The 24573-nt window shown below is 71.6% G+C and carries 16 protein-coding genes; 9 read left to right on the forward strand and 7 right to left on the reverse strand.

The annotated features are described in order from the left end of the window. Position 1: 1 nt before the first annotated feature. The 4 genes from AB0K14_RS21660 to AB0K14_RS21675 all read right to left on the reverse strand — a co-directional run bounded on the left by AB0K14_RS21660 (position 2) and on the right by AB0K14_RS21675 (position 9642). A complete protein-coding gene (locus AB0K14_RS21660) occupies positions 2–1234 on the reverse strand; it encodes a hydroxymethylglutaryl-CoA synthase (protein ID WP_360461570.1) in 1233 nt (410 codons plus the stop codon). Further along, positions 1210–1974 carry an alpha/beta fold hydrolase gene (locus tag AB0K14_RS21665; protein WP_360461567.1) on the reverse strand — a complete coding sequence of 255 codons (765 nt, stop codon included), beginning with the start codon at positions 1972–1974 and terminating at the stop codon, positions 1210–1212. Before AB0K14_RS21665 ends, AB0K14_RS21660 begins: the two co-directional genes overlap by 25 nt. Further along, a complete protein-coding gene (locus AB0K14_RS21670) occupies positions 1971–8861 on the reverse strand; it encodes an amino acid adenylation domain-containing protein (RefSeq protein WP_360461564.1) in 6891 nt (2296 codons plus the stop codon). Before AB0K14_RS21670 ends, AB0K14_RS21665 begins: the two co-directional genes overlap by 4 nt. 88 nt (positions 8862–8949) lie before the next feature. Next, positions 8950–9642, reverse strand: a complete 693-nt coding sequence (locus AB0K14_RS21675; RefSeq protein WP_360461561.1) for a Crp/Fnr family transcriptional regulator — start codon at positions 9640–9642, stop codon at positions 8950–8952. A gap of 702 nt (positions 9643–10344) precedes the next feature. On the opposite strand from AB0K14_RS21675, the gene AB0K14_RS21680 reads away from it, so the two are divergent. The 3 genes from AB0K14_RS21680 to asnB all read left to right on the forward strand — a co-directional run bounded on the left by AB0K14_RS21680 (position 10345) and on the right by asnB (position 14759). After that, on the forward strand, positions 10345–11187 hold the full coding sequence (locus AB0K14_RS21680; RefSeq protein WP_360461558.1) for an SAM-dependent methyltransferase: 843 nt from the start codon (positions 10345–10347) through the stop codon (positions 11185–11187). Between the two features lie 135 nt (positions 11188–11322). Then, on the forward strand, positions 11323–12840 hold the full coding sequence (locus AB0K14_RS21685; protein WP_360461555.1) for a GMC family oxidoreductase N-terminal domain-containing protein: 1518 nt from the start codon (positions 11323–11325) through the stop codon (positions 12838–12840). A gap of 83 nt (positions 12841–12923) precedes the next feature. Beyond that, entirely contained in the window at positions 12924–14759 is a 1836-nt protein-coding gene (gene asnB, locus AB0K14_RS21690; protein ID WP_360461552.1) for an asparagine synthase (glutamine-hydrolyzing), read from the forward strand. 423 nt (positions 14760–15182) lie between these two features. Here the strand turns inward: asnB and AB0K14_RS21695 are convergent, their stop codons facing one another. Beyond that, positions 15183–16652, reverse strand: coding sequence for an MFS transporter (locus tag AB0K14_RS21695; protein WP_360466717.1), 1470 nt, complete (start codon positions 16650–16652; stop codon positions 15183–15185). Positions 16653–17039: 387 nt separating this feature from the next. Between AB0K14_RS21695 and AB0K14_RS21700 the strand changes: the two genes are divergently transcribed. The 5 genes from AB0K14_RS21700 to AB0K14_RS21720 all read left to right on the forward strand — a co-directional run bounded on the left by AB0K14_RS21700 (position 17040) and on the right by AB0K14_RS21720 (position 22457). Then, the gene (locus tag AB0K14_RS21700) at positions 17040–18224 is read left to right on the forward strand and encodes an acyl-CoA dehydrogenase family protein (protein WP_360466720.1); all 1185 of its coding nucleotides are present in this window, start codon (positions 17040–17042) and stop codon (positions 18222–18224) included. 253 nt (positions 18225–18477) lie between these two features. Next, positions 18478–18873: a RidA family protein gene (locus AB0K14_RS21705; RefSeq protein ID WP_360466724.1), complete on the forward strand. Its 396-nt coding sequence runs from the start codon at positions 18478–18480 to the stop codon at positions 18871–18873. Between the two features lie 738 nt (positions 18874–19611). Beyond that, complete coding sequence (locus tag AB0K14_RS21710) at positions 19612–20295, forward strand: winged helix-turn-helix transcriptional regulator (protein ID WP_364338553.1); 684 nt, start codon at positions 19612–19614, stop codon at positions 20293–20295. Positions 20296–20668: 373 nt separating this feature from the next. Then, positions 20669–21232 (forward strand): hypothetical protein, encoded by a 564-nt coding sequence (locus AB0K14_RS21715; protein ID WP_360455217.1) that lies wholly within the window; start codon positions 20669–20671, stop codon positions 21230–21232. A 4-nt stretch (positions 21233–21236) separates the two neighbouring features. After that, the gene (locus AB0K14_RS21720) at positions 21237–22457 is read left to right on the forward strand and encodes a DUF6239 family natural product biosynthesis protein (RefSeq protein ID WP_360455220.1); all 1221 of its coding nucleotides are present in this window, start codon (positions 21237–21239) and stop codon (positions 22455–22457) included. A 66-nt stretch (positions 22458–22523) separates the two neighbouring features. Here AB0K14_RS21720 and AB0K14_RS21725 read toward each other — a convergent pair whose 3' ends face one another. After that, on the reverse strand, positions 22524–23654 hold the full coding sequence (locus AB0K14_RS21725) for a winged helix DNA-binding domain-containing protein (protein ID WP_360455223.1): 1131 nt from the start codon (positions 23652–23654) through the stop codon (positions 22524–22526). Positions 23655–23696: 42 nt separating this feature from the next. Beyond that, a complete protein-coding gene (locus AB0K14_RS21730; protein ID WP_360455225.1) occupies positions 23697–24122 on the reverse strand; it encodes an Hsp20/alpha crystallin family protein in 426 nt (141 codons plus the stop codon). A gap of 192 nt (positions 24123–24314) precedes the next feature. Between AB0K14_RS21730 and AB0K14_RS21735 the strand changes: the two genes are divergently transcribed. Continuing rightward, positions 24315–24482, forward strand: a complete 168-nt coding sequence (locus AB0K14_RS21735) for a hypothetical protein (RefSeq protein WP_360455228.1) — start codon at positions 24315–24317, stop codon at positions 24480–24482. The last annotated feature ends 91 nt before the right edge of the window (positions 24483–24573 follow it).

Raw genomic sequence — 24573 nt, forward strand, 5'->3', positions numbered from 1 at the left:
GTCAGCTCCACCGGTAGGCGCGGTGGTAGCGGTCGATGCGGTCGAGCACCAGCAGCCCGGCGCCCTCGAACAGCTCGCCGTACAGCTCGGTGTACGGGGTGGTGTCGACCACGTGGTCCGCCACGCCGTGGCCGCGGTCGCCGCCGAGGGCGACCACCCGGTCGTACTCGGCCATGTCGAGCACGCGGCGCGAGGCGATCCGGTCGCCGATCCCGAACCGGCCCACCGCCCGTGCCGCGCCCGGTCCGAGGACACCGCTGAAGAACTCCGAGGCGCAGCCGGATCCGTAGGAGAACAGGCCGATCCGCGCGGGAGCCCGGATCGGGACGTGGTCCAGCAACGACGCGAGCGCGAGGTACAGCGACGCCGAGAACAGGTTGCCGACCAGGGTGGCGTACTCGACCGACGGCGCCACCCGGCGCCCGAAGTCGGCTTCCGCGTCCACCTTCGCCAGGGCGCCCTGCTTGCGCAGCAACGTGCGGTGCGCACCCTTGACCATGCCGGCGAACGGCGTGTGGAACACCAGGTGGTCGAACGTGTCCACGACGTCGGCACCGACGACCCGCTCCCGGTACGCGGCGAAGCTGTGCTCCAGGCAGGCCAGGTAGGACAGCAGCGACAGGTCCGAGTCCACCACGGTCACGTCGGCGCTGGGGCGCAGGGTGTCCATCACCTCGAACGTGTGCAGGCCGCTCGCGCCCACGTCGAGTTCGAGCACCTCGCAGTCCCGGCCCACCACCATGGCCACCGCGCCCGCGCCCTCCGACGGCTCCCAGTACGTGCCGCGCGACGCCGGTCCCGCCGCGTCGGCCGCGATCACCAGCGCCTTGGCGGACGGCACGGGCGAGTTGGCGATGATGCCCGCCGCCGCGTGCAGCGCCGCCGTGCCGCCGTAGCAGGCGTGCTTGACCTCGAACGAACGGCACCGCGGTCCCAGCCCGAGGTGGTGGTGCACGTAGGTGCTGATCGGCTTGCTCAGGTCCACGCCCGACTCGGTGCCGACGACCAGCAGCTCGATGTCGGCCCGGTCGCGCTCGTCCATCGCGTCGAGCAGGGGGCGGGCGGCGTTCACCGCGTTGGTCACCGCGTCCTCGCACGGCAGGTTCACCGACTTGCGGGTCATCATCAGGTTGCCCAGCCGGGCGACGTCCAGGCCGCGTTCCCGGAACACGTCCTCGACCCCGACGCAGGCCCGGCCGACGTAGCAGTTCAGGGCTTCGATGCCGAGTGCCATGCGTGGTCCCCTCCGAGGTCGGCCACCAGGTCGTCGCGCACCGCGTCCGGCAGCCCGGTCAGGTAGAAGTGGTCGCCCGGGTGGACGTGCAGGCGGAACCCGCCGTCGGTGGTGACCCGCCACAGGTCGGCCTGCGCGGGTTCGACCTCCGGGTCGCGGTCGCCGGTGAACGCCGACACCGGGCAGCCCAGCCGCGGGCCGTCGGCCGGCCGGTACCCCTCGTCCACGGCGAAGTCCGCCCGCAGGCAGGGCAGGAGCAGCCGCCACAGGCCCCGCTCCTCCAGCAGCACGTCCGGCGTGCCGCCGAGGCGGCTCACGGCCGTCACCAGGTCGTCGTCCGGGATGTCCGCGAGAGGTCTGCGGAGGGCGGCCACGTGCGGGGCGCGGCGCCCGGACACGACCAGCCGCACCGGGGCGCGTCCCTCGGCGGTGAACCGACGTGCGACCTCGTAGGCGACCAGCGCGCCCATGCTGTGCCCGAACAACGCGTAGGGCCGGCCCAGGTGCGGCCGGAGACCGTCGCACAGCGGGCCGATCAGGTCCTCCATCCGCCGGTAGGGCGTCTCGTCGATGCGGAACTCCCGGCCCGGCAGCACGACCGGGCAGACCTCGACCCGCGGGCGGAGCCGGTCGCGCCAAGCCCGGAAGAACGCGCCGCCGCCGCCCGCGTGGGGGAAGCAGAACAGGCGCAGCGGCGCGTCGGCCGCCTCCGGGGTCGGCTTCACCCACCGGCCGGTCATCGGTGGTTCCCGGAGCTCAGCACGACGTGGGCGTGGGAACCGGCGGCGCCGACCGAGTGCACGAGCACCCGGTCGGGTGTGGCCGGACGCGGCGAGGCCACCAGGTCCAGCCGCGGGTCGTTCCAGTCGACCAACGGTGTGCGGCGCGCGCTCACCAGCGTCGGGGCGAGCACTCCGTGGCGCAGTTGGAGCAACGCCTTGGTCAGCTGAGCCATGCCGGAGGCCGCTTCCGCGTGCCCGACGTTCGGCTTGACCGTGCCGACGGCGAGCGGGCCGCCGCCGTCGGACCTCAGCGCGGCGAGCAGACCCTCCAGCTCGGCCGCGTCCGCCATCGCCGCGCCCGACGCGCCGGTCTCCGCGTAACCGACGTCCCGGCCGCGCAAGCCGTGCCGCCGCAGCGATTCGGCGATCGACTCGGCGAGCGCGGCGGCGGCCGGCACGCCGAAGCGGCCGCGGTTGCCCGTGCCGCCGGTGCCGGTGGCGTCGATGACGCCGTGCACGACGTCGCCGTCCTCGTGCGCGTCGGTCAGCGGGCGCAGCACGACCGCGCCGACGCCTTCGCCGGGCGACCAGCCGGTGCCGTCGGCGGCGAACGCACCGTCCGCGGGCGTGGCGGCGGACAGCCCGAGGTCGCGCAGCACCGCCAGGTGGTACGGGTGGGTGATCAGGTTGACGCCGCACACCAGCGCGGCGTCGCACTCGCCCGTGCGCAGGCCCGACACGGCCAGGTGCACGGCGGTCAGCGACGACGAGCAGGAGGTGTCCACCACCAGGCCGGGTCCGCGCAGGTCGAAGGCGTGCGCGAGGCGTGCCGGGAGGTCCGACGCCGCCGCCGAGACCAGCGCCGGGTCACCTGACCGCCACCGCGCCTCCCCGACGTGCCGGTAGTCGTGCCACATCACCGCGACGTACACGCCGACCCGCGGACCCGGCCGCGCGGCCAGGCCCGCGTCCTCCAGCGCCTGCCACGCGACCGGCAGCAGCGTCCGCAGTTGCGGGTCGAGCGAGTGGGCTTCCTTGGGCGAGATCCGGAAGGGCAACCCGTCGAAGGTCTCGATGTCGGTGAGGAACCCACCGTGCGGTGGCCTGAGTCCGTCACCCAGGGCGGCGGTGCGGCCACCGGGCACCGGGCCGACCGACCGGCGGCCGGCGCGGAGGTTGCGCCAGAACGCGGACACGTCGTCGGCGCCCGGGTACCGCCCGGCGATTCCGACGACCGCCACGTCGGCGGTCCGCCCGCGCTCGCCGGACGACCGCACCGCGGGCCGGGCGGCGATCGCATCCGCCCGCGCGGTAGCCGATACGAGCCCGGGGGCCGGCGGGACGGTCTTGTCGGCGGTCAGCGCAGCGGCTCTGTCGGCGATCGGCCCGGCGGCCCGGTCGGCGGCGGGCGCGACGGTCTCGTCGGCGGCCGGCGCGACGGTCTCGTCGGCGGTCGGCTCGGTGGCCTTGTCGGCGGTCGGCGCGGCGGTGTGCGTGGCGGCGGGCCGGTCCACCGTGCCGCCGAGGAACGAGTGCAGCAGGCGCTGGCCGGGGTGCAGCCGGAAGTGCTCGCGCACCTGGTCGAACGCCATCGCGCCGATCGGGCACAGGCCCAGCGGCAGGTCCGCCCGCGCCGTCATCAGCAGCTGGCCGACGTACCCGGCCTCCAACGTCAGGTACAGCCCCGACTCCTCGCCGTACAGCGGTTCGACGCCGCGCGGCTCCGAGATCAGGTACAGCTCGAACCCGGACCGGTCGAAGACCTCGCGGTTGTACCGGAAGTGCGCCCCGGCCCCGATCGACCCACCACTCACCCGCTGCAACACGTGCTCATCCGGCCGGTAGTAGTAGATGCCCGGTTCGAGCCCCGTCACGCCGCCCGGCCGCACGTGCGCGTAGACCTGCACGCTGTAGGTGTCCCCCGCCGACGCGTAGAGGTGTCGGCGCTTGCCGTCCACCTCGCGCGACCTCAACACCCGCAGCAACGCGGCCAGCACGTCGAGCGGGACGGGTGCTCCGGTGAAGTCCCGTCGGGTCGCGCGGTCCCGGTAGGCCTCGACCGGCGGCACGTCGTGCCCCAACGGCGTCACCGGCTCGTCGGGCGCGGCCGGGCGCAGGTGTGCCGCACCCTCCTTGAACGCCGCACGGTCGTCGGGAGAGAAGAAGTCCACCTCGACCGCCGGGGCCGGCCGCTCCCGCGCCAGGTGGCCCGCGATGCCCCGCACGCTCGGGTCCGCCAGCAACGCGGACACCTGCACCCGCACCCCGTGCCGCTCGCGCAACGCGGCCGACAGCCGCACCATCGTGAACGACGTGGCGCCCTGGTCCCAGAGGTCGCGTGCCGGGTCCACCTCGGGCACACCGAGGTACTCCGCGACCAGCGCCGCGATCTCGGCGGTCAGGTCGTCGTCCGACGCGACCGGCACGGCCTGCTCCAGCGGCCACGGCAGGGCGTCGCGGTCCAGCTTGCCGTTGGCCGTGGCGGGGAACGACGGCACGAACGCGGCGAAGTTCGGCACCATGTGGTCCGGCAACCGCTCCGCCGTGAACGCGCGTAGCTCCGCCACCGACGGCCGCACGACACCGGGCTCGGCCTGGAGGTACGCGACCAGCCTGCGGTCGCCGCCGCCGTCCTCGCGGGCCAGCACCACGGCCTCCCGCACGGCGGGGTGCTCACGCATCCGGTGCTCGACCTCGCCCAGCTCCACCCGGAAGCCGCGGATCTTCACCTGGCCGTCGCGGCGTCCCAGGAAGACGATCACGCCGTCCGGCCGGAACGCGGCCCGGTCGCCGGTGCGGTACATCCGCTCGCCCGGACGGTCGGTGAACGGGTCCGGCGGGAAGGCGTGCGCGGTCAGTCCCGGATCGCCGTGGTAGCCGAGGCTGAGGCAGTCGCCCGCGATGTAGAGGTCGCCCTCCTCCCCGACCGGGCAGGGCCGCATCCCGTCGTCGAGGACGTAGTACCGCGCGTTGTCGATCGGCCGGCCGTACGGGATGCTGCGCCACTCCGGGTCGACCCGCTCGACCGGGAACCAGTTGGACCACACGGTGGCCTCGGTCGCGCCGCCCAGGCTGACCAGGCGCGCCCCCGGCGACACCGCCCACAGGTCTGCGGGCGTGCCGAGCGGCGTGTAGTCGCCGCTGAGGAACACCAACCGCAGGTCGATGCCCGTGCGGTCGCGCAGTGACGGCAGCAGCGTCGTCAACGAGGTCGGCGCGGAGTTCCAGAACGTGATCGGCTGCTCGGCCAGCACGTCGGCCAGCAGCTCGGGGTCCCGCTGCTCCCGCTCGTCGGCGACGTACAGGCCCGCGCCCCGGCCGAGCAGCCCGAGGAGGTCGAACACCGACAGGTCGAACCCCAGCGACGTGACGCCGAGCCCCACGTCGTCGGGCCCGAAGCCGAACGTCCGGTAGCACCAGTGGAACAGGTTCCACAGCGGCCGGTGCGCGACCGCGACGCACTTGGGCCGCCCGGTGCTGCCCGAGGTGAAGATGAAGTAGGCGGTGTTGTCGGGGCCGGTCACCGGTTCCGGGTCGCCCGGGTCGTCGACGGCGTCCGCGAGCAGCCGGTCGACCTCGACCACCCGGGCGTCGGACAACCACTCCGGTGCGCCGGCCGTCGTCAGCACGACCCGCGCGGAGGTGCGTTCCAGCATCTCCAGCGCGCGGTCGCGCGGCAGGGTCGGCGACAGCGGCAGGTACGCGCCGCCCGCCTTGAGCACGCCGAACACCGACGCCACCAGCTCCGGGCCGCGACGGGTCGCGACGGCGACCGTCGTCTCGGCCGTGACGCCCTCGGCACGCAGGCGGTGCGCGATGGTGTTGGCCCACTGGTTGACCTCGCGGTAGGTGGCGGTGCCGCCACGCCACCGCAGCGCGACCGCGCCCGGTCTGCGCCGCGCCTGCTCCTCCAGCAGCAGGTGCACCGGGCCGTCCGCCGGGTACGGCGTCGCGGTCCGGTTCCACTCGTACAGCACCTTGCGCCGTTCGGCCTCGTCGAGCCGGTCGGGACGCGCCCGCTCGGCCGGCGGGTCGGCGAAGCCCACGACCGCGGCGCGGAACCGCGCGAAGGCGGCGTCGAGCACCTCGGCCGACCCCGGCACGGGCGCCACGTCCCACGCGATGTCGAGGGTGTCGCCGTCGTCGATCGCCACGCAGTCCAGCGACACGTCCGACGTGGTGGTGTGCCACGGCCCGGCCGTGACGCCCGGCGGGAGCGGCTGCCCCGACACGTCCAGCACGCTGGTGAACACCACCGGCAGCGCGAACGGCCGGCCGCGTCGGCGTTCCCGCAGCACGGTGACCCGCAGCTCGGCCAGCCCGCTCGCGCCGTCGGCGCCCGCGTCCTCGGCGAGCAGAGCCGCGAGCCGGCGCGCCCGGTCGGGCAACGTCACGTCCCGGTCGTCCACCCGCACCCAGCTCAGCGCGGTCTGCTCGCCCGGTCGGTGCGCCTCGCGACCCGCCGCCCAGCGCACCACCGGCACCGTGAACGGCGGCTCGAAGGCGTGGGCCAGGGCGTCGCAGAACGCGGCCAGCAGCGCCGCGTCCACCGTCACGTCGTGCCGCGCCGCCCACCGCCGCACCACCGCCGAGTCGACCGCGAACCGGGTGCGGGTCGTCGGACCGGGCTCGGCCGGGGTGAACGGTCCGGGCGGGAGGTCCGCCAGCCGGGCGCGCCAGTGCTCCCGGTGCGCGGGATCCACCGCGGACCGGCGCGGCGCGGCGGGCGGGACGGTCACCGCGCCCGGATCGCCGTACCGGCGCAGGAGGTCGCGTCCCAGCGCGAGCGCGCTCGGCGCGTCGGCCACGAGGAGGTCGATCGCCAGGTGCACCGTGCCCGACCCCCCGGCCGCGCGGCTCACCCTCAGGTCCGCGTGCGGCGCGCGTCCGAACCGGAACGGCCGGTCGGCCACGTCGCGGGCGACCGCCCGGTCCGCTTCGGACGCCACGACCGGGACCCGCCACCCCGGCGGCGCGTGGGGCAGCACGGCGGTCCGGCCGTCATGGTCCACGACGGTGCGCAGCACCTCGTGCTCCTCCACCAGGTCGAGCCAGGCCCGTTCCAGCCGGCCGACGTCGAGCTCGGCGACGTGGAAGCTCTGGTAGACCTGGCACCCGGCGGTCCGACCCGACGCCCTGGCCACGTGGTAGGCCTGCTGGAGCTCGTTCAGCCCGACGTCGACCGCCGGGGCGCCGTCGTCACAGGCGGCCTGGATCGCGGCGGTGAACCGGCTGAACAGCGCCTCCACCGCGCCGGGCGGGAACGACGCGTCGACGGCGTCCCAGCGGAAGTGCAGGCCGCCGCCGCGTTCCCACATCACGTGGTCCAGCGCGACCCCGGAGGTCTGGCCGACCGCGTGCACGAGGTGGTCGAGCAGGCTGCCCGCGTCGGGTTCCCCGACGTCGAGCATGCCGGTGAACACGACCGGCAGCTCCGGGACCGCGACACCGGCACGGCGCAGCTCGCGCACCACCTCCACACCGGACACCGAGTTGTGCGCCCACGCGTCCCACACCTGGCGGTGCAGCGCGGCGGCCAGCTCCGGGCGCGGCCGGTCCACGTCCTCGACCACCAGCAGGCAGGTCGACGTGAACGGGCCGACGACCTCGGCCGCCACGCGGTCCAGCCGCATCCGGTCGGTGGTCGTCAGCACGAGCGACCACGGCCGCGGCGAGGTGGTCAACACCTCGCAGAACACCGTGAGCACGAGCGAGGACGGCGACACGCCCAGCGCCGCCGCGCGCCGCCGCAACGCCCGCCACCGCGCGGGGTCGAGGAACCCGGTGCGCGGTGTGCGGAGGTGGCACCCGAGCCCTTCCAGCGGCGGGGACGGCTTGTCCGCCGCTCCTTCCGGACCTGCCACGATCTCCGGACCGGGCGGCACCTCGGGCAGCCGTTCCCGCCAGTAGGCGAGGTCGGCGTCGCGGCGCGGACCGCTCCGGCGTCCGGCGAGCGCGACCACGCAGTCCCGCACGGACAACGCCTGCTCCGGCACCTCCCGGCCCGCCACCTCCTGCCCCGCCACCTCCTGCCCCGCCACCTCCTGCCCCGCCACCGCCCGACCCGCCGTCGCCCGACCGGCCGTCGCCCGACCCGACATCCCGGCCTCGGGCTCCTGGTAGAGCCGCCACCACTGGCCGAACACCCGCTCCATGCCGTGCCCGTCGATCACCGTGCCGTCGAAGCTCACGTGCACCGACCCGGCGCCGCGGTCGCGCACGACCTCCACCGCGAACGGCGGGTACTCCCCCGGCGCGTACCGGCGGTGCGAGAGCCGTTGGCGCACCTGCGTTCCCAGCACGTCCAAGGGTCCGTCGTGGACCACCGCGACCTGCTCCGGCACGTCCGGTCGCACCCGCTGCGCGGAGCCGTCCCCGACCACCAGCCGCAGCGCGGCGTGGTGACCGACGAGCCGGCGCCACGCCGCGACCAGCCGGTCCGCGTCGAGGTCGGGCACCACGAACTCGCGGTAGTGGTGGCACCCGATCGCGTCCGGGCCCAGCTCGACGTACTTGCCGACCAAGTACGCCTCCTGGATCGGCGTGAGCGGGAACGGCTCGTGCCGTGCGGAGGGATCGGCCGCCACCGGACTCGCGCCCGCCCGCGTCGCGTGCCCGACCAGCCCGGCCAGGTCGCCCACCGTCTCGCACCCCGCCAGGTCGGCGTGCGCCACCTCCCGGTCGAACTCGGTCTCCAGCTCGATCAGCAGCCGTGCGGTCGCCAGCGACGACAACCCCAGGTCCACCAACCGGGTGCCGGCGCCGGGGCGGGCGTCGTCGTCGGAGTGGGCGTCGTCGGAGTGGGCGTCGTCGGCAACGTGGCCGAGCACCACCCGGACCACCCGGTCGACCGTGCCGTCCACGAGCGGTCCCTCGTCGGTGGGGTGTCCGGACATGGTGGTCATCAGTGGCGCTACCCCCGCGTCGACTGCCGAGTGCGCGGCACCGTAACCACGGGGGATGACGCCGGTCTGCTCAAGCTTGCGCACCGACTCAGGGGGCGGCGGCCACGCCCTTCGGGGTCAGCTGCCCCTGCCACGCGGCGACCCGCGCGCTCAGGCCCTCCTCCTCGATGATCACCGTGCCGTCGTGGCCGCGGCGGATGAGACCTTCCTCGTGGAACGACTTCAGGAAGTAGCCGACGCGCGAGCGGGTCGTGCCCACCATCGCGGACAGCTCCTCGTGGGTGATCTTCTCCTCCAACCGCAGCCCGGCCGGACACCGTCGACCCAGCTTGCGGCCGAGGTGCAGCATCACGGCCGCCAGCCGTTGCTTGCAGTCCATCGTGACCAGGTACGTGATCATCTGCTGCTGCTCGGCCAGCCTGCCCGCCAAGTGCCCGAACAACGCCTCGGACAGGCCCTCGTGGGCCAGCAGGGACCGGAAGGCCAGGCACGGGATCTCGCGCGCGACCACCACCGTCATGGCCGTGGTGGTTTCCGCGCGCGACTCGGAAATGAGGCACAACTCGCCGAACACGTCACCCGGTCCGTGGATGCTCAGCAGGCACTGCTTGCCGCCCTCGGAGAACCTGGTCGCCTTCACCCGACCCCGCTCCACCAGGTAGACACAATCGTCCTGATCGCCCCAGTTGTAGACGTGCTCATTCTTGTCGAAAAAACGGACGGTAGTCTTGATCAGGTCATCGGTGATGGCGGACCGCAGTTTGTCGGCTAAATTCCCCATACCAAATCCCGGCATCACGCCGATCCCCCCAGAGGTCCAGAGTTGGCGAACTCCAGTATGCGCGGCACCGCGTGATCAACCCCGCACTGACCACGCCGTCGGAGCCGGTGCCGGTGCTCTGCCGCGGCCCAACTTTACACAGAACGTGACACTTCTCGGCACCCGGACATTTTTCCCTCCAAAGGAGCACCGGCAGCCGGATCCGTCACCTGGAGTGACCCCTGGCCTGCGCCGTTCCGGGTAAGGCTCCGCCGTTCGACGGGGTCGCCGCCAGCGCGAAGTGTGACCGCCAGTTCCGGTTCCAGTCGGAGTGGAATGGAGCGACACTCGCGTCCACCCTCTCGCGGCGATCCGCTCCGCCCCGGCGGCGGGACGGTCGATCGGCGCGAAGCGGACGTTTTCCGCAGTCATGGGAAATTCTGCGCGGGACATTGATGACCGCTATCTCAATTCACCGGGCCGGGGTGCCGACAGCGGGCGCACGGGCCCGCGGGACGACCGGCGGGACAAGCCGGGCACCGGTTCGGGCGGGGCCGGGAATCCAGGGGATCGCGACCCCGGTTACGCACAGGTACCACCGACCACTCGGCCGGGGGTACCGCTCGTCCGGATGAGCAACAGGAAAGAAGACCCCGCACACGTGGCTGGTCATGCTGTTGCCGTTACATCGTGAGCTTCGGTCCCGCGTCGGAAGGGTGCACCATGGCTGAGAGCAGTCCCACGACCATGAGTCCGGAACAGGCCCCCGCCGGGGTGAACCCCGCGGCGCCGCACGTGCCGCGGATCCTGGACTACCTGCTCGGCGGCACGGCGAACTTCGAGATCGACCGCGTGGTCGCGGAGCAGGCGTTCGCGGGCTGGCCGGGCGAGGTCGGCGGGGTCGACGGCGTGCGCGTCGACATCAAGGAGGCTCGCGACTCGCTCGTGCGCATCGTGGGCCACATGGCCGGGGAGGGCGATATCCGCCAGTTCCTCGACTTCGCCTCCGGCCTGCCGACCGAGAACAACACGCACGAGGCGGCCCGCGCGGTCTCCCCCGACTGCCGTGTCGTGTACGTCGACAACGACCCGCAGGTGGTTGCCCACGCCCACTACCTCCTCGCGTCCGAAGAGGAGGGCAAGACCGTCTTCCTCGAAGGCGACTTCCGCGACCCGCAGGACGTCCTGCGCCGGGCCGCGGCCACGCTCGACTTCAGCCAACCGGTCGGGATCGTCCTCTACGGGATGCTCCACTTCATGGAGGACTCCGACGGTCCTCACCGGATCTTCGCCGAACTGCTGGCCGCCGTGCCCTCCGGCAGCTACATCGCCGTGTCCCACTTCGCGAAGGACGACGAGGACACCGCGATGAACGCGACGCTGGACGCGATGGACAAGCAGATGGGCGAGGCCGTGGTGCGCCGGACCCGGGCCGAGGTCGAGGAGTTCTTCGCCGGCATGGACATCGTCGAGCCCGGTGTGGTGGGCACCCACGAGTGGCGCCCCACCGACACCAGCGGCCCCAAGCCGCTGCCCATGTGGGTCGGCGTCGCACGCAAGCGTTGACGGGCGCCGGGTTGTTCGGGCGCCGGGGTCGGAGGGGAGCCGGCGAAGTGGGCTTTGCGCACTGCTGATCGACGGGGGCCAGAACTCGAAGGAACGCACATGCGGGGATCGGATTCCGTTGTAGACGACATAGTCGTGGGGGCAGGCAGCGCGGGCGCCGCGCTGGCGAGCCGCCTGAGCGAGGATCCGGGCCGACGGGTGGTCCTGGTCGAAGCCGGGCCCCACTACCCGGCGACCGGGACCACCCCCGAGGACATCCTCGACGCCAACACCATGTCGCTGGTCCACCACGGCTGGGGGTTGTCCGCGCGGGTCGGCCGTGACCGCGAGGTCAGGTTCCCCCAGGGCAAGGTGACGGGCGGCTCCTCGGCGGTCGGGAACACCGTCGCCATCCGGGGCACCCCGGAGGACTACGACGAGTGGGCCAAGGCGGGCAACCCGCTGTGGTCCTGGGAGCACGTGCTGCCGCACTTCCGCGCCCTGGAAGACGACCTGGACTTCGGCGACCGGGACCACCACGGCGTGGGTGGCCCGGTGCCGATCCGCCGCTGGCGCCCCGAGGAACTGACGCCGGTGCAGCAGGTGTTCTTCGACGAGTGCCTCACGGCGGGCCACGCGTACGCGGAGGACCACAACGATCCCTGCTCCACCGGTGTCGGGCCCATCCCGTCGAACCGGCGCGACACCCGGGTCCGCGTCTCCACCGCGATGTCGTACCTGTGGCCCGCGGAGCAGCGCGCGAACCTCACGATCCTGTCCGACACCTCGGTCGACCGGGTCGTGTTCGAGGGCTCGCGCGCGGTCGGCGTCGTGGCGTCCGTCGCCGGTGGCGGGTACGAGACCATCAAGGCGAAGCGGGTGATCCTCGCGGCGGGCACCATCGGCTCGCCCGCGATCCTGCTGCGCTCGGGGATCGGGCCGTCGGACGACCTGCGCTCGCTGGGCATCCCCGTGGTCGCCGACCTCCCCGGTGTGGGCGCCGAGCTGACCGACCAGCCGCGCATCGGCGTGTTCATGACGCCCAAGGCGGGCAACGAGAACACCGGCAAGTCGACCGGGCAGATCGTGCTCCGCACCACGGGCGACCGGTTCAACGACCTGTACTACGCCATGGTCAACCGCTTCGACCTGACCCACCACTTCCCCGAACTGCGGCACGACGTCGGCGCCGCGACGGTGTTCGGGGTGATGGTCGTGCTGCGCAAGCAGTTCTCCCGCGGCCGGGTCACGCTCGCCTCCACCGACCCGCGCGCCGCGCCCGGCGTCGACCTGGGCTACCTCTCCGACGAACGGGACTACAAGCTGTTCGCGGACGGCCTGCGGGGCTGCTGGGAGTTGATGCGCTCGCCGAAGATCGCGGACAAGGGCGAGCGGATCGTCGGTATCGACGAACGGGTCATCGACGACGAGGAACTGCTGCGCGGCTACATCGATCGCGCGGTCGACACCACTTACAACGCGGTGGGCACCGCGCGGATGGGACCGGAGGACGACCCCGGCGCGGTCGTCGACCAGCACTGCGCGGTGCACGGCGTGGAGAACCTCTACGTCGCGGACGCGTCGACGATGCCGAGCATGGTCTGCGCCAACACGAACCTCACCGTTGTCATGATCGGCGAACGGGTGGCCGCGATGCTGCGAGACTCGACGTGAACCGGCCGACCGGGAGGCGCGGCCGGACCGGGTGACGGAACCGGAAGACGGAAACCTTTTCTGAACGCACCGGAGGACAACAGATGTGCGGAATTACCGGCTGGGTCTCGTACGACCGTGACCTCAATCACGAGCGGGAGACCCTGGACGCCATGACGCAGACGATGGCGTGTCGGGGCCCGGACGCCTCCGGCACGTGGGTCGACCGGCACGCCGCCCTCGGCCACCGCAGGCTCGCGATCATCGACCTGTCCGGCGGCGTGCAGCCGATGACCGTGCGCACGCCGAACGGCGACGTGACGCTGGTCTACAGCGGCGAGGCCTACAACTACGTCGAGCTGCGCGACGAGCTGATCAAGCAGGGCGAGCGGTTCACCACGTCGAGCGACACCGAGGTGGTGCTGCGCGGCTACCTGCGCTGGGGCGAGGCGGTGGCCGAGCGGCTCAACGGCATGTTCGCGTTCGCCATCTGGGACGCGCGCGACCGCAAGCTGGTGATGGTCCGGGACCGCCTCGGCATCAAGCCGCTCTTCTACTACCGCACGCCCGACGGCGTGATGTTCGGCTCGGAGCAGAAGGCGATCCTGGCCAACCGGTTCGCCAAGCGCGTGGTCGACATGGACGGTCTGCGCGAGACGATGGCGTTCGCGATGACGCCGGGTCACGCGGTCTGGCAGGACCTGCACCAGGTCGAGCCCGGCACCGTGGTCACGGTCGACGCCGACGGCCTGCGGGTGCGCACCTACTGGAAGCTGGAGTCCAAGCCGCACACCGACGACCAGGAGACCACCGTCGCGCACGTCCGCGAGCTGCTCGACGACATCGTGCGCCGGCAGCTGGTCGCGGACGTGCCGCGCGGCGTGCTGCTGTCGGGCGGCATCGACTCCGGCACGCTCACCGCGTTCGCCGCCGCGCACCTGGGCGACGAGCAGGTGCGGACGTTCGCGGTCGACTTCATGGGCCAGGCCGAGAACTTCGTGCCGGACGAGCTGCGCGACACGCCGGACACGCCCTACATCCAGGACGTGGTGAAGCACGTCGGCACCGACCACACCGACATCGTGCTCAACCCCAAGGAACTGGCCGACCCCGAGGTCCGCAAGGCCGCGCTCACCGCGCGCGACGCGCCGATGAGCCTGGGCGACATGGACTTCTCGCTGTACCTGCTGTTCAAGGCGATCCGGGAACGGACGACGGTGGCCCTGTCCGGCGAGTCGGCGGACGAGGTCTTCGGCGGCTACCGGCACATGCACGACCCCGGCATCCAGAGCGCCCGGGCGTTGCCGTGGATCGCGGTCAACGCGGGTCCGATGGCGACCGACACCAGCGGCCTGAACCCGGGGCTGGCGGCGGAGCTGAAGTTGGACGAGTACCGCCAGGACGCCTACGACCGGGCGGCGGCGGAAGTCGACCGGCTCGACTCGGACAACGACGCCGACCACCGCATGCGCACCATGCTCTACCTGCACATCACCCGGTTCATGCGCTTCCTGCTCGACCGCAAGGACCGGTTGAGCATGGCGGTGGGGCTGGAGGTCCGGGTGCCGTTCACCGACCACCGGCTCGTCGACTACGTCTACAACACCCCCTGGGCGTTGAAGACCTACGACGGCCGGGAGAAGAGCCTGCTGCGCGGTGCGGTGTCGCACATGCTGCCGGAGTCGGTCGCCTGGCGGCCGAAGAGCCCCTACCCCTCCACCCAGGACCCGTTCTACGTCCGGGAACTGCAGTTGCAGGCGAAGGAACTGCTGACGCACCAGAGCCACGACGTGTTCGAGCTGATCGACCGGAGCTGGCTCGACGGCGCGACCGGGCAGGACCCGACCGCGGTGGACCGGTTGACCCGGCTCTCCCTGGAGCGGACCCTCGACCTGGGCATGTGGCTGGACGTCTACAAGCCCGAGCTCAAGCTGTCCTGACAGGCCTTCGGGCCACCGCCGACACGGCGGGGACTCCCCAAGAGCGGCCGCAGCCGCGGGAGTCCCCGCCGTGTCGGCGTCTCGGGGTCCTGGTGTCCTTTGACACCGTTGGGTCTCGGTGTCCTTGACCCCATTGAGTCTTGCTCCTTGACGCCGTCGAGGCTTGATGTCCTTGACGCCGTCGAGGCTTGGTCTCCTTGACGCCATGGAGTCCTGTCCTTGGTGCCATGGAGTCTTGGCGCGGGCGTTGGCTCGTGGCGTCCGCGTGCCGACGCCCGCAGGCACACCGCGCGAGCGGGTACCCACCTCGGTCACGACGAAGGGGCTGGGGGTCGTCACCGTGGTGACGACCCCCAGCCCCTTCGTCCGTTCTACCGTCCACTCCCGACCTGCGGCTTCCCGGAGGTCGCGAAAGGTCGGATATCAGCCCTTCTCGGCAGCCAGCTCACCCTCGGGGGCGACGCCCGCCGGCGGAGCACCGTGCACGCGGGCCATCGCGGCGCGAGCCGCGGCCAGACCCGGCGACACCAGCGCCGCGATGACACCGAGACCGGACAGCACGGCCGGGACCATGATCGCGTCGCTGAAGTTGCCGACGAACACCTCGGACGAGGCGTACTCGTTGCCCTGGGCGAACACCGTCGCGATCAGGCCGACGCCGAACACGCCACCGACCTGCTGCATCATCGTGCTCATGCCCGACGCGATGCCCATCTGGGGCGGCGGGACCGCGCTGAGCACCGAGCCGGCGACCGTCGGGAACACCAGCGAGATGCCGATACCGCTGACCAGCAGCGCGAGACCGATCATGGGGTAACCCATGCCCGGCTCCGCGATGAGGCCGATCCACAGCATGCCGATGCCCGAGAGCAGCAGGCCGACCACCATGAACGGCCGGTTGCCGTACTTCTCGGACAGCGAGCCCGCCATCGGGGAGACGATCATCGCGGTCGCCATCCACGGCAGCAGCATCAGACCGGCGATCAGGGGGCTGTGCCCCAGGCCCGTGATGAGGAACTGCGCCATCAGGAACTCCGCGCCGAACAGCGAGGCGAACATGAAGAAGTTCACCAGCACACCGGCCGAGAAGGCACGGCCGCGGAACAGGCTCACGTGGAACATCGGGTTGCGGCGACGCGCCTCGTACGCGAGGAAGATCACGAGGACCACGACGCCACCGATGATGGAGCCGAGGACCTCGAAGCTGCCCCAGCCGGCGTGGCTGCCCTTGATCAGGCCCCAGGTGAGGCCGAACAGGCCGAGGCTGGACAGCACCACGCCACCGAAGTCGAGGTTCCCGTCCGGGCCCTTGCTCTCGGTCAGCTTCATCAGGGACAGCGGGATCAGGACGATGCCGATCGGGACGTTCAGCCAGAAGATCCACTCCCAGCTCAGGCCCTGGACCACGGCGCCACCGACGACCGGGCCGAACGCCACGGCCGCGCCACCGACGGCGGCCCAGAGGCCGATCGCGGCGCCGCGCTTCTCGCGCGGGAACGCCTCGCTGATCAGCGTGAGGCTGAGCGGCATCAGGATCGCCGCACCGATGCCCTGGCCGATGCGGGCCACGATCAGCACCGTGACGTCCGGCGACAGGGCGGCCACGACCGAGAACACGGTGAAGATGGCGAGGCCGAGGGCGTAGATGCGCACGCGACCGAAGCGGTCACCTAGAGCGGCGCCGAACAACAGGAGACAGGCAAGTGCGAGGGTGAAGCCGTTGACGATCCATTCCAAGTCGCCAAGGTTTGCGTTCAGGCTTTCCCTCAGGGCCGGCAGTGCGGTCGTCACGACCAGCCCGTCCAAGGCAGCCATGAACAAACCGAGCGACGCGAGCGCGATCGTCCAGCCCTTGTGGGGGCTGGGACCCACCGCTGACGCGGCTGGGTTCATGTCGATCCTCCAACTTAACTTCGGGGGGGTTTTGCGCAGTGAGACACGCCGCTAACACACGCCTGTGACACTGCCAGGGCCCGATCGTTGCATCGCAAGACCAACACTCACTACTTCAATCGTGCGGTACTCGATGGTGTCACCCGAAGGCTTCTCGCGACTACTTCAATCGTGCTCTCTGGGGAGGTTCGCGGAATAACCGCAGGTCGGACGACGCTCGGACGTCGGTTCCGGTCGACCCCCGACTAATGACGAGCTCAAAACACCCGTTCGGCCCAACCGAAAGCCCAGCATAGTCACTCTGTGTGGGCAGCAATCGGGGAGAAGCGCGAACGGGCGGCTTGGTGGAGCCTTCCAGGTGAGTCCGACATCCGGCAGGGGAGAGACATGTCAACTGTGGTAGTCCCGTCCCGGGAAGAGCTGGTACGGCGGGTGTCCGAGATCGCGCCGACACTTCGGGCCAACGTCGAGTGGTCGACGGAGCACCGCAGGCTGCACGAGGAGACGGTCAAGGCGCTGACCGACGCGGGCGTGTTCCGGATGCGGGTCCCGCGCAGTCACGGCGGGTACGAGAGCGACGCCCGCACGATGGTCGAGGTCGCCGACGCGATCGCCCAGGCCGACGGGTCGGCCGCGTGGGTGGTGGCGTGCTCATGGATCTCCACCTGGGGCATCGGCCTGTTCCCCGACGAGATCCAGGACGAGGTCTTCGGGAACCCCGACGTGCAGGTGTGCACGACCATCGGACCCGGCAGCGCGACCGCCATCCCGGTCGACGGCGGCATCCTGGTCAACGGCACGTGGCCGTGCATCAGCGGCGCGATGAGCGGCCAGTACCAGCAGATCGTCGCGATCGTGCTGCCCCCCGACGGTGAGCCCTACCCGGTGATGAGCCCGGTCAAGCTCTCCGACCTGGAGGTCAGCGACGACTGGTTCACCAACGGCTTCCGCGGCACCGAGAGCGTCGGCGTGACCGCGAAGGACCTGTTCATCCCGACCGAGCGCACGCTCCCCGCCTACATGGTGGCCACCAGCCAGTCGGTCTCGAAGGTCAACGCCGGCCGGGAGATCTACCAGCCGCCGTTCATCTCCGCGTCCGCGGCGTCGATCGTCGGCATCTCCGTGGGCATGGCGAAGGCGGTCCGGGACCTCTTCTTCGAGCGGCTGCCCGGCCGGAAGCTCACCTACACCGAGTACGCGGCCCAGAGCGAGGCCCCCGTGACCCACCTGCGGGTCGCCGAGGCGGTCATGAAGATCGACGAGGCCGAGTTCCACGCCCAGCGGATCGCCACCACGGTGGACTCCAAGGCCGCCTCGGGCGAGGAGTGGACGATGCTCGAACGCGCCCGCTGCCGGGCGGACGTGGGCGCGGCCTTCCGGCTCGCCAAGGAGGCGGCCGACATCTTCGCCGCCAACAGCGGCGGCTCCTCGGCCTACTCCAGGGTTCCGATCCAGCGCATCATCAACGACATGCAGACCCACGGCCTGCACGCGCTGATGGTTCCCGATGTCAACTCCGAGATCTACGGTCGCGTGCTGGTCGGGCTGGAGCCGAACACCAACTACATCTGATCGACACCGGTTGTCCACCTCCAACGGGACGCACCGGTGCGGACCATCCGTCCCACCGCACCGGTGGCCGACCGATCGAGTGATTGCGAACGTTCGGCTCCGCGCGACTCATCCGGACGGTGGTGATTGACCCACACGTTTCCCGTTAGCGTGCTACGGTGCTAGTGCGATATCGGGTACGCGCGCGGAGTTCCGCGGTCCCGGCGCAGTTGAGTTATCAATCGCACCACCTGTTGGTGTTTAGGAGCGTTAGATGGAACGAACGTCAGTCAACCCCTGGTCCTGGGCCGGTCCGTTGGGATTCGACCAGGCCCAGATCATCGAGGGCTACCGCAGGCAGCTCATTTGCAGCGGCCAGGACTCGGTGGATGCCGACGGAACCCCGGTGCACCCCGGCGACATGGCGGCTCAGCTGACCTTAGCTCTCGACAACCTCGAGGCCGTCCTGTCGGGTGCCGACATGACCCTCGGCAACGTCGTGCGGCTGACCGTGTACAGCACGGACGTCGACGAGCTGATCAAGAACTGGGGACAGCTCACCGACCGCTTCGGCAAGTCCGACAGCCGCTTCACGACGTCCGTGGTCGGCGTCTCGCGCTTGGCGGCGCCCGGACTGATGGTTCTGCTTGAGGCCAACGCGTACGACTAGCATCGCGTTTGTCTTGACGTGCCACCGGTTCTGGCCCCACCGTGATCGTTTCGGTGGGGCCAGAACCGGCAGAACGGACAGTTGACCCGTTCCGGACGGACGACCGGTCGCCGACCCCGCGGGTCCGGGCCGGGTAGGTGATGTGCTTGGCGGCGGTGGCGCCCGCGTGTGTCCCATGTGGACGTTCGTGGTGGCGCACCCGACCGCGGCCGCCGCGACAGGCGCGCCCGCCGGGGGTCGACGGGCGCGACAGCTCGGCGAGGTCGGCCGGACCGGCGGCCGTGACAAACGGTCGATGACGAGGCAGACTCGATAGTGACGATTGACGATCGACGACAGCCGGATAAAGCGGTACGACGCCTTTCCGGCGCGGCGCGGTTCTTTGTTCGACAATTCGACGGTGCAGCCGCCCCGGCGTGGGCGGACCGCGCGGGTGGGCCGGGCCCAGCCCACCCGCGCGGTTGAGGCGGTCGCTCAGTCCAATAGGACTTGTGCGCCGCCCTCACGTTCCGCTCGGGCGGGCTGGGGGGTGCCACGGCGGAGCGGAACGCAGAATCGGGACAGAATCCGAGTTCTGGGGGAATTGTCCGGCGACCCGGCCTCACTGACCCTGGTCACCGGCACTCCTCGGAATTCTGTCCTCGTCGACGTCGTTGGCTCGTAACCCTACTCACAGCTAGTCCTAGAAAGCAACTGAGAAGGTCGGATTTCGTACTAACGAGGGTTAGGGTGGAAGTCATGGCGACCAAGCGCAGCTACGACGACGGATGCCCGTCCGCGCACACCCTCGACCTGGTCGGCGAACGCTGGGCACTGCTCATCGTCCGCGAACTGCTCTACGGCGCCAAACGCTTCACCGACCTCCGCACCGGACTCCCCGGCGCCAGCCCCAACATCCTCACCCAACGCCTCCGCGAACTCCACGACGCCGGCATCCTCCACCGCCGCACCCTCCCCCCACCCGCCGCCACCCGCGTCTACGAACTCACCCCCCGAGGACGCGAACTCCAACCCGTCATCGCCGCACTCGGACGCTGGGGCGCACGCTCACCCCAACTCCCCCACGACGCACCCATCAGCGTCGACTCCCTCATGCTCGCCCTCCACACCCTCTACGACCCCCACCGCGCCGGGGAACTCACTGCTCAGGGCGCCACGCACGTCGCGCTCCAGCTGGGCGAGGAGACCGTCCACACCACGATCAGCCCGGACGAGGACACCCTCCACGTCACCCGCAACCCCACCCACGGCCACGAACCGCACGTGGTCATCCACACCGACACGACGACGCTGAACAGCGTCATCCAGGGGCGTCAGACCCTCACCGACGCCCACGCCTCAGGACACCTCACCGTGGACGGCGACACGGCCGTCGCCAACCGTTTCGTCACCCTCTTCCCGTTCTCGCCGGCCACCGCCTGACGGGCGGCGGGGTACCCGCCCGCCGAGCGCCGACCACCCGTTCGACAATCGCGCGCGCATACCGGAAAGCACACCGGAACCCTTCGCGCTACTTCCGCGTTGCGCATTCCCGCCAATGACGTGCGGCCTCGACCGCTTCGTCGTCGACCGGTGACCGCACGGCAGAAGAGGACCGGGGACCCGAACGCCTTATAACATCGGCTCGCGGGTGCCGCACTGCCGGTGGGGGGCGACCACAGTACCGGCATTCGGACTACCGGGCTTCTCCAGGATTGCGGTGTCCGCACCTATGCGTTCTTCACGAGCCCGAAATCCCATATCGTCGCTGGTCAGGTGAAATGAACCGGTCGGGGCGAGCCATCAGGAGGAGCACATGGTCGACGCACAAGCCCATACGCACGCCAGGGGAGGGTCGCTCAACACCCACTGGCACAAGCCGGCGCTCTACGCGTTCATGCTGATCGTGATCGCGCACTGGGTGGAGCACATCACGCAGGCCGTCCAGATCTACGCCCTGGGTTGGCCGGTGCCGCAGTCCAAGGGCGCGCTCGGCCTGTGGTTCCCGTGGCTGGTCACGTCGGAGGTCATGCACTACGGCTACGCGCTGATCATGCTCGGCTTCCTCTTCGCGCTGCGCAAGGGGTTCGTCGGGCGGTCGAAGAAGTGGTGGACGATCTCGCTGGGCCTGCAGTTCTGGCACCACATCGAGCACCTGCTGCTGATCATCCAGTCGTCCGCGGGCACGAACCTGCTCGGCAAGCCCGCGCCGACGAGCATCATCCAGCTGATCATCCCGCGGGTGGAGCTGCACCTGTTCTACAACACGATCGTGTTCATCCCGATGGTGATCGCGATGGTGCTGCACATGCGGCCGTCGCGGGAGGAACGCGCGGAGATGCAGTGCTCGTGCGCGCTCCCGGTCGGCGCGTCGGCCTGATCCCGTGCACAACCACGGCGCCGTCGGCCTGCCGCTCGGTTTCACGCTCCTGCGGTTGATCCTCCTCGGCGCGGTGACGGTGGTCGCGGGTTGGGCCCTGGTCCGACCGTTCGCCCCCGCCGCGTCGGGGTTGGTGACGCGGCGGGTGGTCACCGGGTTCGCGGGCATCGGTGGCGTCGTGGTGCTGCTCATCGCGGAAGCCTCGTGGATGCCGGGGCTCGCCGCGGTGGCGTTGATCGGGCTGCTCGCGGCGCCTCCCGCGTTGCGCCGCGAGCTACCCGTGCTCGGCCTGCTCGTGGTGGCGGTTGCCGTCGTGACCGCGGCAGCCGCCGGCGCGTGGTTCGCCGGGCCGCCGTCGTCGTCCGCCTACATCACGTTGATGGCGGCGTTCGTCGCGGTGTCCTGGCTCTCGCTGTGCCCGCCGACCGCCCTGGTGCGGGTCGTCGGGGCGGCGCTCGGCGTCACGCTGCTGGTGGGTCTGGGTACGGTCACGATCGCCGGTCAGCTCACCACCCCGGCCGCGGGCGACCCGATGCTGACCCGCGTGCCGCTCGGCGGCAACCCGGTGGACGTGCTCGTGGTGCCGCACATGCCGGGCTGGAACATCGTGCACACCACCGACACCCCGCTGTCGGTGGGCAACGCGTCGAACGCCCTCGTGCCCGCGCTGCCGCGGCCGGGGATGACGGGTCGGTGGGCGTTGGTCTGGCTGCCCGAGGGCCGCAGCGACCTGTGGCTGGAACGGGCGGGCACGCGCACCACGGTCCCGGTGCACACCGGTGGTGTGGCGTGGAGCGGCCCCGACATCCGCGGCCCGGAGGGTCCGGACTACGCCTCGGCGGTGTTGGCGGCGAAGCTGACCGGCAAGCGCGGCGACCTGCCGTGGCCCGGGCTGACCGGTGACGACGCCGCGTTGCTGCGCGCGCGGGTCGCGTCGATCGACGGGCCGTTCGCCGTCGTGTCGGACGGTTCGGCCCGCGCGGCCGAGGCCGCGCAGGTCGTGCGGGAGGAGGCCGCGCGCCTGGGCCGGACCATCACGCCCGACGCGCCGGACGTCCTGGTGCTCGGTGGCACGCCGCCCGCCGACCGGCGACACCACCTCGCGCCGTGGCTGGTCCCGCCGGACCTGACGACGCCCGAGGCACGTCGGTACGTGCGGACGCTCGCGGCCGCGTTCCCCGGCGCCGCCCCGTCCCGTTCGGGACTCGCGGCCTGGACCGGCTAGACCGCCGCAAACCCCTGCCCCACCGGAACTTCCCCCTGTCCCGGGTCGGTCGGCGAACCCGTTCGCCTAGTCACCCGGCAGCACGCGGACCTCGGCGGCGGGCAGGTCGGACCACCACCGGTCGTAGCGGCGGTAGGCGCCGGGTTCCCGGTCGGCGAGGAACGCCACCAGCGCGCGGGCCTCGACGGCGAGCCCTTGCCACACCTCGTCCGGGAGCGGGTGGAACGCGGTCGCCTCGACCCCTCCCCCGGCCGGTCGCCACACGCCGGCCACGTGGCCGTCCACGAGCAGGGTCGGCAGCACGTCGCCGTTGGAGCGGGTGACGAGCTTGCGGTACCCGGCCGGGATGATCCGGGACCGGTCGGCGTAGGCGAGCAGGGTGCTGTCCCACATGGCCATCAGCCTCGGCGGGGCTGGGGTGTCCTCGGGCGGGCGCGGTGCGTCGGGGAGGTCGAGCAGCTCCGTGCCGTCGGGGCCTTCCAGTCGGTCCAGGGCGTCGGAGAGGACGGCTACGGCGTCCCGCACCCTGGAGCGCTGCACCAAGGCGAACTGCGCCACGTCGGCCACCGACGCCGGGCCGAAACCCTCCAGGTAGCGCCGGACCACCGCGGGCAACGACTCGTCGGGGGTGCCCGCGGGCTCGGTGTGGGCGGTGACGTAGGACGGCCGGGGGCCGAACGACCACGCGCCGCCCACCGGGGCGTGCAGCAGCGGCGCGAACGTGCGCAGCGCCCACCACACGCCCTTCGGCGGCACGTCCAGTCGCGCCGCGAGCCACGCCTCGACCTCTGCGGCCGTGCGGGGCTGTGCGGTGAACGCCAGCAGGTCCGGCACCACCGCGTCGGCCTCGGCGACGGACAACCCGCTCGCGGTGAACCGGCGGTCGCCGAGCCTGGCCCCGCGCAGCGTCGGCCGCATCGCGGTGTGCATGGCGGCGTGGTCGTCGACGTGCACGAGGTGCAAGGTGATCCGCATCAACGTCGCCTTGACCAGGGTGCCGTCGGCAATCGCCGCGTCGAGGTCGACCGGGTCGAAGTCGGTGAGCCGGTTCCACAGGGCGACGTACGGCGAGGCGGGGTGCTGCGCTTGCAGCGCGACCACGCGGCGGACCGCCTCGCCGACGTCGAGCGCCTCCCGGCGCAGGAGGAGCTGTCGGTGGAGCGTGGCCCGGTTGAGACCGCGTGCGCTGATCCGCATGCGGGCAGTCTCCCCCACCGGCAGCGGGATCCGCCCGCGCGCCTACCGGGTCGGCACCCGCACGACCACCATGCCGTCGAGCAACCACGCGTCGATCCGCTCGACGTCGACCGCCGCGGGCACGGTCGCGCAGTAGTAGTACGTGCGCGTGGACCGGGTCGGGCGCACCGTGATCCCGACGCGGTCGCGCCTGATCTGCGTCCCGTCCGGCCGCAGGTCCTGGTCGCGCACCTCGACCCGCACGTCCCGCGGCCCCACGTCCTCCAGCAGCGTGGCGAAGAAGTAGGCCTTCTCGGTCACCGCCACGTCGACCAGCAGGGGCCGATCGTCGGCCGTGGCGAGGTCCCACTCGCGGCCCAGGCTCCGACCGATGCGCTCCCACCACACGTCCATCTCGACCACCGGGTCCGGGCCGGAGTCCGTGCCCTCGCAGGGCTCCCGGCGTCGGACTGTCAACCGCTCGACCACGACGCCACCTTTCCGTTTGCCCCACCTCGTCCTGGGAAATACCCGCTGCGGCGAGGTGCACGCTCGGTCGATCGGGTGAAGTCGGCGGCCGATCCCGCCGTGCTCGGCGCAACGCGATTCGGCCGAACGCGCGTGGGTACTCCGTCCGGGCAAGCGTCCCAACCCCGAGGAGCGTGGAGGAGGACCCGTCCCATGCACCGCGAGAGCGACAAGCACGGCCCGATCGTGGACGACGAGCTCAAGCACGAGTTGGAGGGCACCCTGCGCGGCAACCGACCCGGCCGCGCCGAGGAGTGGCGCGACCCCGAGCCGCCCGCGGACGACGACGTGACGGTGCCCGGCATCGACGAGCCCCGTTGACCGTCCACGAGTCCGGCTGACCGACGGCGGCCACGAGCCCCGTCGACCGGCGAACGCGGCCGCCGAGCCGCGGCGGCCGCACCGCGGCTTC

The sequence above is a fragment of the Actinosynnema sp. NPDC050801 genome, from assembly GCF_040673975.1.
Taxonomy (GTDB): domain Bacteria; phylum Actinomycetota; class Actinomycetes; order Mycobacteriales; family Pseudonocardiaceae; genus Actinosynnema.